Annotated in this window: 11 protein-coding genes and 2 pseudogenes; 11 read left to right on the top strand and 2 right to left on the bottom strand. The window is 61.0% G+C overall.

Translation table 11 applies throughout. The features are described 5' to 3' along the window. Positions 1 to 4: 4 nt before the first annotated feature. Positions 5 to 1,309 (bottom strand): MFS transporter, encoded by a 1,305-nt coding sequence (locus QA644_RS11365; RefSeq protein WP_074068925.1) that lies wholly within the window; start codon positions 1,307 to 1,309, stop codon positions 5 to 7. A 252-nt stretch (positions 1,310 to 1,561) separates the two neighbouring features. Between QA644_RS11365 and aqpZ the strand changes: the two genes are divergently transcribed. The 10 genes and pseudogenes from aqpZ to QA644_RS11315 all read left to right on the top strand — a co-directional run bounded on the left by aqpZ (position 1,562) and on the right by QA644_RS11315 (position 14,211). Further along, positions 1,562 to 2,248, top strand: a complete 687-nt coding sequence (gene aqpZ / locus QA644_RS11360) for an aquaporin Z (protein ID WP_283068478.1) — start codon at positions 1,562 to 1,564, stop codon at positions 2,246 to 2,248. A gap of 298 nt (positions 2,249 to 2,546) precedes the next feature. Beyond that, positions 2,547 to 3,473 carry a D-alanine--D-alanine ligase gene (locus tag QA644_RS11355; RefSeq protein WP_283068475.1) on the top strand — a complete coding sequence of 309 codons (927 nt, stop codon included), beginning with the start codon at positions 2,547 to 2,549 and terminating at the stop codon, positions 3,471 to 3,473. After that, a complete protein-coding gene (locus QA644_RS11350; protein ID WP_239598193.1) occupies positions 3,461 to 4,393 on the top strand; it encodes a cell division protein FtsQ/DivIB in 933 nt (310 codons plus the stop codon). The genes QA644_RS11355 and QA644_RS11350 overlap by 13 nt, the downstream gene beginning before the upstream one ends. Next, positions 4,390 to 5,721 (top strand): cell division protein FtsA, encoded by a 1,332-nt coding sequence (gene ftsA, locus QA644_RS11345; RefSeq protein ID WP_022714376.1) that lies wholly within the window; start codon positions 4,390 to 4,392, stop codon positions 5,719 to 5,721. The genes QA644_RS11350 and ftsA overlap by 4 nt, the downstream gene beginning before the upstream one ends. Positions 5,722 to 5,777: 56 nt before the next feature. Beyond that, positions 5,778 to 7,484: a cell division protein FtsZ gene (gene ftsZ / locus QA644_RS11340; protein WP_283068474.1), complete on the top strand. Its 1,707-nt coding sequence runs from the start codon at positions 5,778 to 5,780 to the stop codon at positions 7,482 to 7,484. 289 nt (positions 7,485 to 7,773) lie between these two features. Continuing rightward, the gene (gene lpxC, locus QA644_RS11335) at positions 7,774 to 8,730 is read left to right on the top strand and encodes a UDP-3-O-acyl-N-acetylglucosamine deacetylase (RefSeq protein ID WP_283068472.1); all 957 of its coding nucleotides are present in this window, start codon (positions 7,774 to 7,776) and stop codon (positions 8,728 to 8,730) included. Between the two features lie 264 nt (positions 8,731 to 8,994). Continuing rightward, the gene (locus tag QA644_RS11330) at positions 8,995 to 9,864 is read left to right on the top strand and encodes an outer membrane protein assembly factor BamD (protein ID WP_283068470.1); all 870 of its coding nucleotides are present in this window, start codon (positions 8,995 to 8,997) and stop codon (positions 9,862 to 9,864) included. Between the two features lie 13 nt (positions 9,865 to 9,877). Beyond that, positions 9,878 to 11,551: a DNA repair protein RecN gene (recN, locus tag QA644_RS11325; protein ID WP_074068920.1), complete on the top strand. Its 1,674-nt coding sequence runs from the start codon at positions 9,878 to 9,880 to the stop codon at positions 11,549 to 11,551. Positions 11,552 to 11,787: 236 nt separating this feature from the next. After that, a complete protein-coding gene (gene ligA / locus QA644_RS11320) occupies positions 11,788 to 13,944 on the top strand; it encodes an NAD-dependent DNA ligase LigA (protein ID WP_283068467.1) in 2,157 nt (718 codons plus the stop codon). Beyond that, positions 13,920 to 14,211: pseudogene (locus QA644_RS11315) on the top strand (type II toxin-antitoxin system HigB family toxin). Before ligA ends, QA644_RS11315 begins: the two are co-directional and overlap by 25 nt. 70 nt (positions 14,212 to 14,281) lie before the next feature. Here the strand turns inward: QA644_RS11315 and QA644_RS11310 are convergent. Continuing rightward, positions 14,282 to 14,569, bottom strand: a pseudogene (locus tag QA644_RS11310) (GNAT family N-acetyltransferase); the annotation flags it as partial. A 310-nt stretch (positions 14,570 to 14,879) separates the two neighbouring features. Between QA644_RS11310 and QA644_RS11305 the strand changes: the two are divergent. Continuing rightward, positions 14,880 to 15,470: a 3'-5' exonuclease gene (locus tag QA644_RS11305; RefSeq protein WP_194730024.1), complete on the top strand. Its 591-nt coding sequence runs from the start codon at positions 14,880 to 14,882 to the stop codon at positions 15,468 to 15,470. Positions 15,471 to 15,526: the final 56 nt, after the last annotated feature.

Here is a 15,526-nt window from a genome sequence, read left to right as displayed (position 1 = left end):
TCGATCAGACTTCGTCGCGGCCCGATGCCAGGATTGAGATCAGCGTGATCACGGCAGCAAGGCCGAGATAGTAGCCGACATAAAGCATGCCGTAGTTCGTCTGCAGCCAGGTGGCGATATAGGGGGCCAGCGAGGCGCCGAAGATGCCGGCAAGATTGAAGGTGATCGACGAGCCGGTGTAGCGCACTGCGGTCGGGAAGGGGGCCGCCAGCGCGGTACCGATCAGGCCGTATGTCATGCCCATGAGTGCCATGGCGACAATCGCGAAGACGACGATGCTGCCTTCGCCGCCGGTCATCAGGCCGGGCAGGAAGAACGAGAAGATACCGATCACGACGGTGGTAAGGATCAGCACTTCGCGGCGTCCGAATCTTTCAGCGAGCCTGCCGGCGGCGGGGATGAAGATGCCGAAGGCGACCGAGCCGACAATCTGGATTTCCAGCGCGTCCAGGAAGGGAATTTTCAGAACCTTGACGTTGTAGGACAGCAGATAGGCCGAGCCGATGTAGAAGAGCACGAAGGTCGCGAGCGCCACGAAGGTGCCTAGGAACAAGCTCCGCTTGTGCTTGCGGAACAGTTCCGCGACCGGCACGGCAACACGCTCATGCTTGTCAATTGCCTTCTGGAAGGCCGGTGTTTCAGTGATCGAAAGACGAACCCACAGGCCGATGACGATCAGGACGATCGAGGCGATGAATGGAACGCGCCAGCCCCAGCTCAAAAGCGCGTCCTGCGAGATGACCTGCAGCAGCAGCCAGAAGACGCCGGAGGAGAGAAAGAGGCCGACGGGTGCGCCGAGCTGCGGGAACATGCCGTACCAGCTGCGCTTGCCTTCCGGCGCATTCTCGGTTGCGAGGAGAACAGCGCCACCCCATTCGCCGCCGAGGCCGAAGCCCTGGCCGAACCGGCACAATGCGAGCAGCAGCGGCGCCACGACGCCGATCGATCCGTAGGAGGGCAGCAGGCCGATAACGACCGTAGAAATACCCATGGTCAGGAGGGCGGCGACCAGCGTCGTCTTGCGACCGATCCTGTCGCCGAAATGACCGAAGACAACGGCGCCGAGCGGACGGGCGAAGAAGGCGATCGAGAAGGTGGCAAAGGAAGCGAGAAGGGCGGTGGTCGGATCGTTGTTCGGGAAGAACAGCGTCGGGAAGACCAGGACGGCTGCCGTCGCATAGACATAAAAATCAAAGAATTCGATCGTGGTGCCGACAAGGCTCGCGATCAGAACGCGCGCCGGCGAATTGACTTGCGCACTGTTCGATGAAGCGGAGGTCGGCGATACGGGAGATATCGCGTCAGACATTTTTATTCCATTCGGGATTTATAAAGAGCGCCCTTGGAAAGGGTCGAAGGCTCTTAACGCAATTTTAATTCCGCGCAAACGCCGAATGGGCAAGAAAGTGATGAAATCCGATGCCGCCGCACCGCGATGATTTTCGTCTCGCGTATTATGATTAGCTGCGTGGCCAACGCTACCTGAAATTGAGGGGATTGACGGGAATCAGTTTTAGGCGACTTCCTTCTTCGCTCTCTGATTGAGATTGAAGGAAGAAATATGCAGAAAAGGCTTATTGCAGAGTTTTTGGGGACGTTCTGGCTGGTCTTTGGCGGATGCGGCAGTGCCGTTCTTGCTGCAGCCTTTCCGGACCTTGGAATCGGCTTTGCCGGTGTTTCACTGGCATTCGGCCTGACCGTGCTGACGATGGCTTACGCCGTGGGCGGCGTTTCGGGAGGCCATTTCAATCCGGCCGTTTCCGTCGGCCTTGCGGTCGCCGGCCGATTCCCGGTGGGACGCCTCGTTCCCTATATCGTCGTGCAGGTGATCGGTGCCATTGCGGCCGCCGCTCTCCTCTATCTCGTTGCAAGCGGCAAGGCCGGCTTTGAATTGGGAGGCTTTGCCTCCAACGGCTATGGGGAGCATTCTCCCGGCGGCTATTCGCTGACTTCGGCATTGGTCATCGAAGTCGCTCTGACGCTGGTCTTCCTGATCGTCATTTTGGGCTCCACGCATGGCAGGGCACCCGCTGGCTTTGCGCCGCTTGCGATCGGCCTGGCGCTGACGCTGATCCACCTGATCTCGATCCCGGTGACGAACACATCCGTCAATCCCGCCCGCTCGACAGGCCAGGCTCTCTTTGTCGGCGGCTGGGCCCTGCAGCAGCTTTGGCTCTTCTGGCTGGCGCCGATCGCCGGCGGTGCGCTTGGCGGGCTTGTCTGGAAACTGCTCGACAAGGACGACTGAGGGCGGCCTTCGCTGCCTGTCCGGGCGAACCCGCATGGATCATCTGTGCGGGTTTTTTCATGCTGTGAGCGAACTTCAGCATGTCGCCGCAACGCGCTGATTTCGAGTCGGAAACATGCAGGCCAAGTGGGGTTCCTGAGGGGTGGAAACCTTTCGGGAAGGCACCCGGTTAATAAAAGTAAACACTTCATTAACCATAATGTTGTCATATCCCTCCCATGTCTGAGGCGAAGCGGATTCGCGGGCAAGCTTGGTGCAAGCCTCGAAAATCAGGCTGAGGTTTATTTTGGGGGTTCGTATGAGTCGCAAGCATGTCGCTGTCCTGATGGGCGGATTTTCCTCGGAGCGGCCGGTGAGCCTGTCTTCGGGAACGGCTTGCGCGGATGCTCTCGAGGGCGAGGGCTTCCAGGTTACGCGGATCGATGTCGATCGCGATATTTCTGCGAAGCTGGCGGCGCTTCGTCCCGATGTCGCCTTCAATGCGCTGCATGGCCCCTTCGGCGAGGATGGCACCATCCAGGGCATCCTCGAATATCTCGAAATTCCCTACACGCATTCCGGCGTTCTTGCCTCTGCGCTTGCGATGGACAAGGGCAAGGCCAAGGGGGTTGCAGCGGCGGCCGGCGTCCCTGTGGCGCAATCGGAAGTCATCAATCGCTTCGCCTTTCCGGCCGAGCATCCAATGAAGCCGCCCTATGTCGTGAAGCCTGTCCGGGAGGGCTCCAGTTTCGGTGTCGTGATCGTTCAGGAGGATCAGGCCCATCCGCCGCAGATCATCAGTTCGCCGGAGTGGCGCTATGGCGAAGAGGTCATCGTCGAGCGGTATGTCTATGGCCGCGAACTGACATGCGGTGTCATGGGCGACAAGGCTCTCGGCGTGACCGAAGTGGTGCCGCAGGGTCACAACTTCTATGACTATGATGCCAAGTATGCTGCGGGCGGCTCAAAACACGTCATCCCGGCGAAAATTTCACCGAATATTTACCAAAAAATACAAACATTGGCGTTAAGGGCGCATCAAGCAATTGGTTGTCGTGGGGTCAGTCGGTCCGACTTCCGTTACGACGACCGGTTCTCCGAAGATGGTGAAGTTATCTGGCTGGAAGTGAATACCCAGCCGGGCATGACGCCAACCTCCCTTGTGCCCGAAATGGCCGGCCATGCCGGTTATTCCTTTGGTGGATTCTTGCGTTGGATGGTGGAGGACGCCTCTTGTTCTCGTTGACGGTCAAAAGGATAGGGCGCCCAAGCCGTCAACCGAGCGTCGCTCTTGCTGAGGGCGATGGGCGGATGGTTCTCCCGCGTCCGCTGCGCCGTGCGGTGCGCTTCCTCGTCAGTCTCGGAACTGGCCGAATCCATATTCCTGCGCATACCGGGACGATTTCTGCCCTTGCATTCTTCGCGGCGACCGGCCTCTACGGCATGTCGCTCGGCGGCCATACGGAAACAGTCGCGCAGGCGGCGACGACGGCTGCCGGTTTCGCCATCGAGGATGTGAAGGTTTCGGGCAATTCCGAAACCTCCGAAATCGAAATCTTTGAACTTCTTGGTCTCGACGGAACGACGTCGCTGGTGGCGCTCGATGTCGATGCTGCGCGCCGGAAGATCGTCAAGCTTCCGTGGGTCGAAAGCGTCGAGGTCAGGAAGATTTATCCGAAGACGATCGAGGTCAAGCTCAAGGAGCGCCAGGCCTATGCGATCTGGCAGCACGGGCAGGAGCTTTCGCTGATCGAAAGGAATGGCAGCGTCATTGCGCCGCTTCGCGACAACAAGTTTTCGACGTTGCCACTCGTTGTCGGCCGAGATGCAGAAAGTGCTGCGGCTTCGCTCGAAGGCGAGTTTTCGAAGTGGCCGGACATCACGTCGCGCGTGAAGGCTTACGTCTGGGTCTCCGGCCGCCGCTGGGACCTGCACATGGATAACGGCGTGGTGGTGAAGCTGCCGTCCGACGATGTCGATCAGGCGCTCGCCAGGCTGTCGAAATTCAACAAGGAACAGGATCTTCTGGCGCGCGACATCGCAGCGGTCGATCTCAGGCTGGTGGACAGGACCGCGATCCAACTGACCCCGGAGGCGATGGCGCGCCGGCAGGTCGTTGTCGATCAGCGGACCAAGGATTTGAAGAAGGCGGGGCAGAATATATGAGCTTGTTCGGTTCGTCCCATTTCGGATTGCCGCGCCTGAAGCCGCTGTCGTCGAAGCGGTCGCATATCGTTTCGGTGCTCGACATCGGATCGACCAAGGTCGTTTGCATGATCGGCCGCCTGACGCCCCGCGAAGAGAGCGAGATTCTTCCGGGCCGCACGCACGACATCGAAATCATCGGCATCGGCCACCAGCGCTCCCGCGGCATCAAGACCGGCGTCATCGCCGATCTCGATGCGCTCGAAGGCGTCATCCGACTTGCCGTCGATGCGGCCGAGCGTATGGCGGGCCTTACCGTCGAAAGCCTGATTGTCAATCTGACGGCCGGCCGTCTGGGCAGCGACATCTACACGGCGACGATTGATCTCGGCGGCCAGGAAGTCGAACTCAACGATCTCAAGAAGGTGCTTGCAGCCGCCTGCCAGCAGTCGCTGCGCCAGGATCGCGCCGTGCTGCACTCTCTCGCAACCGGCTTCTCGCTCGATGGCGAACGCGGTATCCGCGACCCGCTGGCGATGTATGGCGATGTGCTTGGCGTCGACATGCATGTCGTGACCGCCGAACGTGCCGCATTGAAGAACCTCGAGCTCAGCGTCAATCGCGCGCATCTCTCCGTCGAGGGCATCGTTGCTACACCTTACGCCTCCGGGCTGGCGGCTCTCGTCGACGACGAGGTCGAGCTCGGCTGCTGCGCGATCGATATGGGCGGCGGCGCGACGACGATCTCGGTCTTTGCCGAAGGCAAGCTGGTCCATACGGATGCCGTCGGTCTTGGGGGCCTTCACGTCACGACCGATCTGGCGCGCGGCCTTTCGACCCGCATCGAAGACGCGGAGCGCCTGAAAGTGGTTCACGCTTCGGCATTCTCGAACTCCTCCGACGAGCGCGAGCTCATCTCGATCCCGCCGATCGGGGAAGACGAGCGCGATCAGCCGACGCAGGTGCCGCGCGCGCTCGTTTCGCGCATCGTCGGTGCACGCATCGAGGAAACGATGGAATTGATCCGCGACCGGATCCAGCGCTCGGGCTTCAGCCCGATCGTCGGAAAGCGCGTCGTGCTGACGGGCGGCGCAAGCCAGTTGACCGGTCTTGCGGAAGTGGCGCGGCGCATCCTGGCGCGCAACGTCCGCATCGGCCGTCCGATGGGCGTCTCGGGTCTGCCGACGGCAGCCAAGGGACCGGCGTTTTCGACGGCGGTCGGACTGATGATCTATCCGCAGGTCGCGGACATGGAAACACATGCGTCACAGAGCGGTCTGCTCATGTCGCTTGGGGGTAATAACAGCCGCATCGCCCGGATGGGCCAGTGGCTGAAGGAAAGCTTCTGATATTGAGTGAATTGGCCGGCGTGGCGATGCGGCCATAAAGAGAAGGAACAGGTACCATGACTATCAAGCTGCAAAAGCCGGATATCACTGAGCTGAAGCCGCGTATCACCGTGTTCGGTGTCGGCGGCGGCGGCGGCAATGCTGTCAACAACATGATCTCTGCCGGTCTCCAGGGCGTCGACTTCGTCGTTGCCAATACGGATGCCCAGGCGCTGACCATGACGAAGGCCGAACGCATCATCCAGCTCGGCGCCAACGTCACCGAGGGTCTCGGTGCCGGTTCGCAGCCGGAAGTCGGCCGCGCAGCCGCCGAAGAGTGCATCGATGAGATCATCGATCACCTCAACGGCACGCATATGTGCTTCGTCACCGCCGGCATGGGCGGCGGCACAGGTACGGGTGCTGCCCCGGTCGTCGCGCAGGCCGCGCGCAACAAGGGCATCCTGACCGTCGGCGTCGTCACCAAGCCGTTCCACTTCGAAGGCGGTCGCCGCATGCGTCTTGCCGAATCCGGCATCGAGGAACTGCAGAAGTCAGTCGATACGCTGATCGTCATTCCGAACCAGAACCTCTTCCGTATCGCAAACGACAAGACGACCTTCGCCGATGCTTTCGCCATGGCCGACCAGGTTCTCTATTCGGGCGTTGCCTGCATCACCGATCTGATGGTGAAGGAAGGTCTCATCAACCTCGATTTCGCCGATGTCCGCTCGGTCATGCGCGAAATGGGCCGCGCGATGATGGGCACCGGCGAAGCATCCGGCCAGGGACGCGCGATGCAGGCTGCCGAAGCTGCAATCGCCAACCCGCTGCTCGATGAAACCTCGATGAAGGGTGCTCAGGGCCTCCTGATCTCCATCACCGGCGGCCGCGACCTGACGCTCTTCGAAGTCGACGAGGCTGCGACCCGCATTCGCGAAGAAGTCGATCCGGATGCCAACATCATCCTCGGCGCGACCTTCGACGAATCGCTCGAAGGCATCATCCGCGTCTCTGTCGTTGCGACCGGTATCGACCGTGCGATGAACGAAGCTGCTGCGAAGAACTTCCAGCCTGCCGCCAAGCCGACTATCCGTCCTTCCGCGGCCGTTGCTCCGGCACCGGCCGCAGTTCAGCCTGCGCCAGTCATGCAGGCACCGAAGCCGGCCGATCCGATCGCGCAGACCATCCGCATGGCGGAAGCCGAGATGGAACGCGAGCTCGAAATCCCGGCTCCGCGGCCTGCAGCTCCGGTTCAGCAGCCTGTTGCTCAGGACGCGTTCCGTCCGCAGAGCCGCATCTTCGCAGCCGCTCAAGAAGCTCCGGCCGCTCGTCCGGCTCCGGTGCAGCCCGCGCCGGCACCCGTTATGAGCCAGCCGGCGCCGCAGCCGGTCATGCAGCAGCAGCCGGTTTGCCAGGAACCTGCCATGCAGCAGCCGGTCCGCATGCCGAAGGTCGAGGACTTCCCGCCGGTCGTTCAGGCCGAGATCGATCACCGCGCCCAACCAGCTGCCGCACAGGCGCATGAGGAGCGCGGCCCGATGGGCCTGCTGAAGCGAATCACCAATTCGCTCGGCCGCCGCGAAGAGGAAGTCGCTCCCGAGATGACGGCAGCGCCTGCCGCCGCTTCGCAGCAGCGCCGCCCGCTCTCGCCCGAGGCGAACCTTTATGCGCCACGCCGCGGCAATCTCGACGACCAGGGCCGCAGTGTTCCGCAGGCCCGCATGATGCAGGAAGACGACCAGCTTGAGATTCCTGCCTTCTTGCGCCGCCAGTCGAACTGAGCGGACACAGAATCGCCACGCATGTGCCCGGGATCACGGTTCCGGGCGCAGCTGTTTCAAAGTGTCATATAAGTTGATGATTCCTAAATCATTTCAAGCGGATGGTTTCGTAACAAAGCGAAACGAACAGTGATTTGGATTGGAGCCCGGCCGCACGTATGAATGACGTCATGGGACCGTGCCTTGCCGCCTTCATGGCGACAATTCGGCGATGGGCAAAATAGGTTGGCGGTTGGTTATTCGGTGCTTTTGGCGCTACGGACCGTAAATGCAATAAAGGCAGAATTTTATGGTTATTGGCATGCTTGGCTTCCAGACGACGGTTTCGCGCCCGGTGACGCTTTCGGGCACCGGCGTCCATTCCGGCGCGGAAGTCACCATTACTTTCAATCCAGCTGAAGTCGATACCGGCGTCGTTTTCCATCGCATGCATGACGACGGCAGCGTCACCGAGCTGCGTGCCGTCTCCGCTCAGGTCGGCAGCACCGATCTCTGCACCGTCCTTGGCTTTTCCCCGGCGCATTCGGTTGCGACGATCGAACATGTCATGGCAGCGCTCTACGCGCTCGGCCTCGATAACGTCGTGATCGAGGTTTACGGCGCCGAAATGCCGATCATGGACGGCAGTTCGGCACCCTTTATCGAGGCGATCGAGCAGATTGGCCTCGTTTCGCTCGGCGTGAAGCGTCGCTATATCCGCATCACCAAGCCGGTTCGCATCGAGCATGGCGGCTCCTGGAGCGAGTTCCGTCCGTATGACGGCACGCGCTTCGAAGTCGAGATCGATTTCGAATGCCCGCTGATCGGCCATCAGAAATGGGAAGGAAATCTGACGGCAGTGACCTTCAAGTCCGAACTGTCGCGCGCACGCACCTTCGGCTTCATGCGTGACGTGGAGCGTCTCTGGGCCTCCGGCCATGCGCTCGGTTCGTCGCTTGAGAATTCAGTCGTCATCTCCGACGACAATACGGTCATCAACGTCGAAGGCCTGCGCTACGCAAAGGATGAGTTCGTGCGTCACAAGGCGCTCGATGCCGTCGGCGACCTGGCACTTGCCGGCGCTCCCTTCATCGGCTGCTACCGCTCTTATCGCGGTGGTCACAAGATGAATGCCAATGCTTTGAAGGCGCTGCTCAGCGACACGACTGCCTACGAAGTTGTCGAGACTTCTGCTGCGCGCCCGCGCGTTACACCCCGCGATTTCGTCGCCGTTAACGCTCCCGGATTCGCCCCCTGGTCGGCATGACCTCCACACCAAATTTCAGGCCAGGGCCGCCTCCTTCGGGAGGCGGTTTTTTTTAGCACTTCCGTAAGCCGATAACTGTTCTGCAGCATATGCTTAGGAGCAACAGGTCCGATTAAAGTCAAAAACCGGGATATTCTGACGCTTGCTGCCACAAAAATGCGTTAATGGCTCATCATTGCGTTGCTCTCGCCACACATTTGTGGCTAGAAACGCCCGCGAGGTGTGGCTGCCGCAGGGTGGGGTAGCGGCAGTTGGGATTCTTCTATGGATTATGCAAGGTCTGAAGGTATGATGAAGACAGCGCGCGCTTTGCTCGCATCGCTCGTGATTTTGAGTGCAGGCGCCTTGATTTCCGGTTGCCAGTCGGACCCTGATATCGACATCACCAAGCTCGGCCTTAACAACGATCCGCCGGACGTCCTCTACAATCAGGCGCTTGCCAACATGAAGGCCGGCAACATGGCCGAAGCCGCACGCAAGTTCGACGCGATCGACCGCGAAAACCCGTTCTCCGAATGGGCGCGCAAGGCTCTCGTGATGAGCACCTTCGTGAAGTACCGCCAGGGCAAGATCGACGACGCCCTCGCATCGGGCAACCGCTATATGGCGCAATATCCGAAGTCTGAAGATGCGGCATATGTTCAGTATCTGATCGGCCTCAGCTATTCGAAGCAGATTTCCGACGTGACGCAGGATCAGCGGGGTTCCTCCAAGACCATCGAAGCCATGCAGGCCGTCATCGACAACTATCCGGACTCCGAATATGTCGACGACGCGCAGGCCAAGATCCGCTACGCCCGCGACCAGCTCGCCGGCAAGGAAATGCAGGTCGGCCGTTATTATCTCGAGCGCAAGGAATATCTTGCAGCCGTCTCCCGCTTCCGTATCGTGGTTGAGAAGTATCCGAACACGAATCAGATCGAGGAAGCGCTGGCGCGTCTCGTCGAGGCCTATTACGCGATGGGGATCGTCGAAGAAGCCCAGACGGCAGCCGCCGTTCTCGGTCACAACTATCCGGATAGCCAGTGGTATGCCGATTCCTTCAAGCTGCTGCAGTCGGGAGGTGCGGAGCCCCGGGAGAACAAGGGCTCCTGGATTTCCGCAGCCGGCAGGAAGCTGCTGCTCGGCTCGTGAGGCCTGACACGCAATGCTGATCCAGCTTTCGATCCGCGATATCGTTCTGATCGAGCGGCTGGATCTTGCCTTCGAAACCGGGCTCTCGGTTCTGACGGGCGAAACCGGTGCCGGCAAATCCATTCTCCTCGACAGTCTTTCGCTGGCGCTTGGCGGGCGCGGCGACGGCGGTCTCGTGCGCCACGGCGAGGACAAAGGGCAGGTGACGGCCGTCTTCGACGTGCCGATGGATCACGGTGTCCGCCAGCTTCTGCGCGAGAACGGGATTGATGACGAGGGCGACCTCATCTTCCGGCGCCAGCAATCGGCCGACGGCCGCACCAAGGCCTATGTCAACGATCAGCCGGTGAGCGTGCAGCTGATGCGCCAGGCCGGGCAGATGCTCGTCGAAATCCACGGCCAGCACGATGACCGTGCGCTTGTCGATACGCATGCGCACCGGCTTCTGCTCGATGCCTTCGCCGGCATCAACGAGGATGCGGCGGCGGTCTCCGAGCTTTACCGCATCTGGCGCGACGCGGAGCGAACGCTGAAAAAGCATCGCGAAAAGGTGGAGAACGCGGCCCGCGAAGCCGACTATCTCCGGTCCTCCGTCGACGAGTTGGAAAAGCTCTCGCCGCAGGACGGCGAGGAGGAGGAGCTTGCCGACCGCCGCCAGAAGATGATGAAAGCGCAACGCATTGCAGGCGACATCGCCGAGGCCTCCGAGTTTTTGAACGGCAATGCCTCTCCGGTGCCGCATATCGCCTCGCTGGTGCGCCGCCTGGAGCGCAAGAGCCACGAGGCGCCTGGACTGCTGGAAGACACGGTGGCGCTGCTCGATGCGGCTCTGGACCAGCTTTCCAACGCGCAGATGGAAGTGGAGGCAGCACTCCGAAAGACGGAATACGATCCGAAGGAACTGGAGCGCGTCGAGGAGCGACTCTTTGCCCTGCGCGCCGCGTCCCGCAAATATTCCGTGCCTGTGACCGAGCTTCCGGCGCTTGCCGTGCGAATGATCGCCGACCTTGCCGATCTCGATGCCGGCGAGGAGAAGCTGGTGAAGCTCGAAGCCGAGGTGGGTGTCGCCAAGGCGAATTACGATGCCGCGGCCCGCTCGCTTTCGGACAAGCGTCACCACGCAGGCGAAGCGCTCGCCGCCGCCGTCATGGCGGAATTGCCGGCGCTCAAGCTGGAGCGTGCGCGCTTCATGGTCGAGATGACGACCGACGCGGCAGACGCAACGGCCGAGGGCATCGATGTCGTCGAGTTTCACGTTCAGACGAACCCCGGGACGCGTCCGGGCTCGATCATGAAGGTGGCATCGGGCGGCGAGCTTTCGCGCTTCCTGCTTGCTCTGAAAGTGGCGCTTGCCGATCGCGGTTCGGCGCCGACGCTCGTCTTTGACGAAATCGATACCGGTGTCGGTGGTGCCGTTGCCGATGCGATCGGCCAGCGACTGAAGCGGCTCTCCGACCGCGTGCAGGTTCTCTCGGTCACCCATGCCCCGCAGGTCGCCGCGCGTGCAGCAACGCACCTGCTTATCTCCAAGGGACCGGTTTCCGACGGCTCTGAAAAGATTGCCACGCGCGTCGCGACGATGGTGCACAAGGACCGCACGGAAGAAATCGCCCGCATGCTTGCTGGAGCCTCCGTGACCGAAGAGGCGAGGGCGGCTGCGGCTCGGCTGTTGGCGGGAAATGGTTAGGCACAAGGTCATGCCGTGGGATTGATCTTCACCCCAACTTCTCCCCCGTTTTGACGGGAGAGGGGACGTGCTTCACTCAAGCGGACGTACTGCTGAAACGGCGCGGGCATATACCTTCTCCCGGTCACAACGGGGAGAAGGTGCCGGCAGGCGGAGGAAGGGCGGCCTCATCCACCTCTCTTTCAATCCATAATTTTTGCTCTAAAACGATTCCAGATTCTCTGGAGTGATCCCGTATGCCGACCGAATCCGTTGCAGTTGAAGACCTGACGATCGATGATGCCGCCACCGAGCTCGCGCGGCTGGCGAAAGAGGTCGCCCATCACGACGCGCTCTATCATGGCAAGGATCAGCCGGAGATTTCGGACGCCGATTACGATGCACTGAAGCGGCGCAACGATGCGATCGAGGCGCGGTTTCCGGAGCTGATCCGCCAAGACAGCCCGTCGCGCCGCGTCGGCGCTGCACCTTCGGTGACCTTTGCGCCGGTCGTCCATGCGCGCCCGATGCTGTCGCTCGACAATACGTTTTCGCAGGAGGACGTGCAGGATTTTGTGGCCGGCGTCTATCGCTTCCTCGGGCGCCTGCCGGACCAGTCGATCGCCTTTACCGCCGAACCGAAGATCGATGGGCTCTCCATGTCGGTCCGTTACGAGAACGGCAGGCTGGTGACGGCTGCAACGCGCGGCGACGGCACGACGGGCGAGAACGTCACGGCCAATATCCGCACCATCAAGGAGATTCCGAACGAACTGCCGAAGGGGGTGCCGGCCGTCGTGGAAGTGCGCGGTGAAGTCTACATGGCAAAGAGCGACTTTATGGCGCTCAACAAGCAGATGGAGGCCGAGGGAAAGCAGACCTATGTCAACCCGCGCAACACGGCAGCCGGATCGCTGCGCCAGCTCGACGCGAAGGTGACGGCAAGCCGCAAGCTGAAATTTTTTGCCTACGCCTGGGGCGAAATGTCCGACATGCCGGCCGACACGCAATTCGACATGGTACAGCGCTTCAGGGACTGGGGCTTTCCGGTCAATCCGGCGATGAAGCGGCTGAATTCTGTGGCCGATATCCTCGCCCATTACGACGAGATCGGCCTGAAGCGCCCCGACCTCGACTACGATATCGACGGCGTCGTCTATAAGGTCGACAGCCTTGAACTGCAGCAGCGCCTTGGCTTCCGCTCGCGCAGCCCGCGCTGGGCGACGGCGCATAAATTCCCGGCGGAACAGGCCTTCACCACCGTCGAGAAGATCGAGATTCAGGTGGGGCGTACCGGTGCATTGACGCCTGTTGCGCGGCTTACGCCCGTCACCGTCGGCGGTGTGGTAGTGACTAACGCGACGCTTCACAACGAGGATTACATCAAGGGTCTCGGCAATTCCGGTGAGCCCATTCGCGACGAGGAGCACGATATCCGGATTGGTGATACCGTGATCGTGCAGCGGGCCGGCGACGTCATCCCGCAAGTGCTCGATGTCGTCATGGAAAAGCGGCCAGCGGACGCGGTGCCCTACGAGTTTCCGAAGCGCTGCCCGGTCTGCGGTTCGCATGCGGTGCGCGAAAGAAACGAGAAAACCGGAAAGCTCGATTCGGTCACGCGCTGCACCGGCGGCTTCGTGTGCCGGGCGCAGGCAACCGAGCATCTCAAGCATTTTGTCTCGCGCAATGCCTTGGATATCGAGGGCCTGGGATCGAAACAGATCGACTTCTTCTTCGAGAGCGACGAGGAGGCACTGAGGATCCGCACCGCGCCGGATATCTTCACGCTGGAGCGGCGCCAGCAGAATTCGTTGACGAAGCTCGAAAATATCGAAGGCTTCGGCAAGGTCAGCGTCGGCAAGCTATATGCGGCGATCAACGAACGGCGCAGCATCGCGCTTCACCGCTTCATCTACGCGCTGGGCATCCGCCATGTCGGCGAGACGACGGCAAAGCTGCTGGCGCGCTCCTACGGCACCTACGAGGCTTTTGCCGCGGCGATGAAGGAGGCCGCGCCACTCTCCGGCGATGCCTGGAACGACCTGAACGCCATCGAAGGCATCGGTGAGATCGTCGCCCGCGCGATCGTGGAGTTCTACAAGGAGCCGCGCAATGTCGAGGTAATCTCGGCCCTGCTTTCGGAAGTGACGCCGCAGGAGGCGGAGCAGCCGGTCACCTCCGGCAGCCCGGTTTCCGGCAAGACGGTGGTCTTCACCGGCTCGCTCGAGAAGTTCACCCGCGACGAGGCCAAAGCCAAAGCCGAGAGCCTCGGCGCAAAGGTCGCCGGATCGGTCTCCAAGAAGACCGATATCGTCGTTGCCGGACCGGGTGCGGGCTCGAAGCTCGACAAGGCGCGCGAGCTTGGCGTCCAGACCATGGATGAGGACGAGTGGCTGGCGCTGATCCGTGGATAAGCTCACTTGAGGAGCGGCATCCTCGGGCGAAGGTGCCTTTAGGCGTTCGATATTCAATCGTCAGCAAGGCGAACCGGACGGGACCGTCAGATATCAAGAAGACATTCGGCACCAACGTCGATCTCGCTGGCTATCACAGGGTGATCCTCGACATCGGCCGCAAAATACCGGTTGATCGTGCATGTCGCGCATAGTTATGGCCGTGGGCTGATCAAATTTGTCGGGACGCATGCTGAATGTGACAGGATCGATCCGCAGATTGTGTAACGGACATCGGGCCGATTGGAAACGATGCTGATCTCGCTTGGGCGATTGGCGAAATCACACCGTATGCGCTGCCGATGCCCTTGCCGGTGAAATCGTCGTGGACCCCCATGCCGATGCTGGCTGCATGGCTGCGCCGCCCCAGATAGCGCATCATGCCTGCGTCACCGACGATCCGGTCGTCCAATTCCGCAACGAGGTTGACCTGGCCAGGGCCGGCGTTTTCGAAGCGTTTGCGGGTTTCGTCGACGGTTTGATAGGGCAGGCGCAGGGTGCCGAAGCGGAAGCCTGGCAGGTTGATGAGCGCCGTCACTGCCTCGATATCGGAGGCGCGCAACGCCCGAATGGTCAAGCCTGCCATCGCTGGCGGACGTTCGGATGGATTGTTTTCTATCGCTTTCAAAATGCTCTCCTTGAATTTGAAAGAGGAGAGCAGACTTCAAAAACCCTGCTCACCTCGGCAGGGCTTTCGGGACTGATCGGACGGCTAACGTGCCAATGCTGCCCCGCACCCTGCATGGGTCGTGGTCATATGGATGGCCGTGGGAATGATGTTCGATCGGATCATCAGCAAAAAGTCGTTGATCCTTTCGCGAAAGTCAACCTGCGGCATTTGCCTGGCTGAAGCCGCGCGATAAGCCTGTCGTTGACGGCAGAATCGCGGAGCAGCCTTGAAGACCATCGCCATCGATTTCGAAACGGCCAATGAGCAGCGCGGCAGCGCCTGTTCGGTCGGGCTTGCCTGGATCGATGAGGGCAGGGTCACTCGTGTCGAGGAACGGCTGATCCGGCCGAAGGATATGCGTTTTTCCGGGATGAATATCGCAATCCACGGCATCCGGCCCGAGCATGTGGAAGATGCGCCGGAATTTCCGGAAGTCATGGAGGAATTCCACGATGATTTCCGGGGCGCGACGATGATCGCGCACAATGCCGCCTTCGATTTCAGCGTCTGGCGCGCTTCGCTCGACCTTTATCGCCAGTCCTATCCGGAACTCAGTTATCTCTGCAGCCTCAAGATGGCGCAGCGCATCTGGCCGCAGTTCCTCTCGCACAGATTGAACGTGATCGCCGAGCATCTCGGCCTGCGCTTTTCCCACCACAATGCCGCGGAGGATGCTGCCGTCTGCGCCCATGCGGCGATCGAGATGGCAAGGGCCGTCAAGGCCGTTGCGGTGCATGCCATTCCCGCGGCAATCGGCATGACACCCGGCAGGCTCACCGCAAACGGCTACGAGCCCTGCACCTGCCGCAAGGCATAGCCAGCTTTCTTGTTTTGGCGGTGGCCGTACTTATCTAGTGAAGCGGATTATTCACG

Source organism: Rhizobium sp. CC1099, from assembly GCF_029714385.1.
Classification (GTDB): Bacteria; Pseudomonadota; Alphaproteobacteria; order Rhizobiales; family Rhizobiaceae; genus Rhizobium.
Note: the sequence above shows the minus strand (reverse complement) of the source record. Positions and strands in the feature narration are given on the sequence as shown.